This is a genomic window from Mesobacillus sp., assembly GCF_049588175.1.
GTDB lineage: Bacteria > Bacillota > Bacilli > Bacillales > Cytobacillaceae > Mesobacillus.
Genome location: NZ_JBAVFI010000101.1, coordinates 1 through 1,815, shown reverse-complemented (window position 1 = coordinate 1,815; position 1,815 = coordinate 1). Strand labels below are relative to the sequence as shown.

Genomic DNA, 1,815 nt, shown 5'->3' with positions numbered 1-1,815 from the left:
CCTGTACACTATATGTAAAAATTGATTACTTTTCTGTAAATAAAAAAGACCAGCTAAATAGCCAGTCTCCAGATCAAGCAATTACTTCATGATATTTGAAATAAGTCGATAATTTGGATTCTACATGAGATTTCCATTCACCCAGCGGAACATCCAGGTCCTGTAGCACCTTATAAGCATGAACCCATGCGCTCATTTCAGCAGTTATTCGGTAGGACCAGTCATTCAGCCATTGTTCATAGTCAAGTTCACCATTTACAAAGTCTATTAAATGCCCTATTTCATGGGCAAAAGCATAAATATTTTCCAAAGTCGTTGATAATGGAATTGTAATGGACATGTTAGGATTAAAATTGATTTTTTTCTTAGAATCGAGAATCACTTTGCAGTTCAACTTTTCCGCCTCTTCTACTAAACGTAAAAAAGTGCCATATGTCACCATACCTTTTCCCCTTTTATCTAATAGTTTTTCTCTCTATTATATACATTTTCACAAAAAGGTATACCTTTTTTCTTAATATTCTGATAAGTTTATTGATAATTCTTTTTAATAAATTCTTCAATCAGAACTTTTTTCCCCTGCATATCTTGATAAAAGGCGCTTTTAAACTTGCGAGTTGAAAGCTTGAATAGTCCAGTGGTAATGCTCTGGCAACTTTAAAAGGATTATTTCCAAAGAATTTAGAATATAAGTAACAAAAGTCAGAAAAATTGGAGAGTGGAAACATGATTCATGATATAAAGGAATATGTAAAATATCTAGATGGTATACATAAACGAACAATGCAATATGTAAAAGTAATACCTAATGAACTCTTAGATTGGAAGCCTTATGAAGATAAATTTTCTACAGGTGATTTATTGCGCCATATCGCATCATCTCGGTTAATGTTTCTTGGTATATTTGAACACGGAAAGTGGATATACACAGGACACGATACTGGTAAGGGGGCTTCTCTTGAGGATATTTCAAATTATTTAGAAGCATGTCAGATTAAACTAACAGAGGGTCTAATAAAAGTTAGCAACGATGGGTTGACAAAAAAAGTTTTAACCCTTCATGGTCATGAAGTTAGCGTGTGGAGAATACTAATGGCAATTCCGGAACATGAAATCCATCACCGAGGACAAATCTCTACATATTTACAGATGAACAAAATTGAACCACCTCAAATTTTCGGATTAAAAATTGAGCAAGTTAAAAAAATATAATATCATGAAAGAGCTTTGGACATCATCGTTTATCCAAAGTTTTATTTTTCATTTTAAAAGGAATCAAAAGCTGACCTCACCAGGAACCTGAATAGGAGAAATAACAGGCGGAACGGTAGAAAAATCAATTCCGGTATGCTAAACAAGACATCACTGACAAAATCCCAAATCCCGTACATACCTTCCTGTTTTTTCTTCCTTCTTTTTTCAGCACGTTTTTCGTTAAACATGGTGAGTCCTCCCGATATGGTAATACTATATTTTCTTTTTCTAGATCCTTTATATTTAAATTAAATGAATCCCTGTACTTCCATTACAAATACAGAAAAACCGCCAAGGTACAATGGGGGGGAAAACCTTTTAGAAAGATTGCTTCATTTGGTCCAATAGCTCAGCTGAATCATGTGCCAAAACCATTTCACCATTTACAATGGCATAAGCTGAATTCCTGCATTCCTTGCATCTGCTTTGACATTCGTACTCTTGAACAGTTACATTTTTCTTGGCTAAGAATTCCTGATAACCCGCAAAATCATCTTCCGTTAAAAACTGCTGAAGATTCTTTTGGCAGAATTCAATCTTAACTTTCTTTTGTTTTGAAAA

4 protein-coding genes are annotated in these 1,815 nt (G+C 34.0%); 1 reads left to right on the top strand and 3 read right to left on the bottom strand.

Features of this window, described 5'->3' with window-relative positions; all coding sequences use genetic code 11:
- Window positions 1–73 precede the first annotated feature (73 nt).
- Window positions 74–442 carry a hypothetical protein gene (locus tag WB217_RS02155; RefSeq protein WP_423990217.1) on the bottom strand — a complete coding sequence of 123 codons (369 nt, stop codon included), beginning with the start codon at window positions 440–442 and terminating at the stop codon, window positions 74–76.
- A 284-nt stretch (window positions 443–726) separates the two neighbouring features.
- Here WB217_RS02155 and WB217_RS02150 point away from each other — a divergent pair, with 284 nt between their 5' ends.
- The gene (locus WB217_RS02150; RefSeq protein ID WP_423990215.1) at window positions 727–1,212 is read left to right on the top strand and encodes a DinB family protein; all 486 of its coding nucleotides are present in this window, start codon (window positions 727–729) and stop codon (window positions 1,210–1,212) included.
- Between the two features lie 53 nt (window positions 1,213–1,265).
- Here WB217_RS02150 and WB217_RS02145 read toward each other — a convergent pair whose 3' ends face one another.
- Together WB217_RS02145 and WB217_RS02140 are read right to left on the bottom strand one after the other, a co-directional pair.
- Window positions 1,266–1,442 carry a hypothetical protein gene (locus WB217_RS02145; protein ID WP_423990213.1) on the bottom strand — a complete coding sequence of 59 codons (177 nt, stop codon included), beginning with the start codon at window positions 1,440–1,442 and terminating at the stop codon, window positions 1,266–1,268.
- Window positions 1,443–1,572: 130 nt separating this feature from the next.
- Window positions 1,573–1,815: DUF1450 domain-containing protein (locus WB217_RS02140; RefSeq protein WP_423990211.1), on the bottom strand; the 243-nt coding region annotated here is incomplete at its 5' end.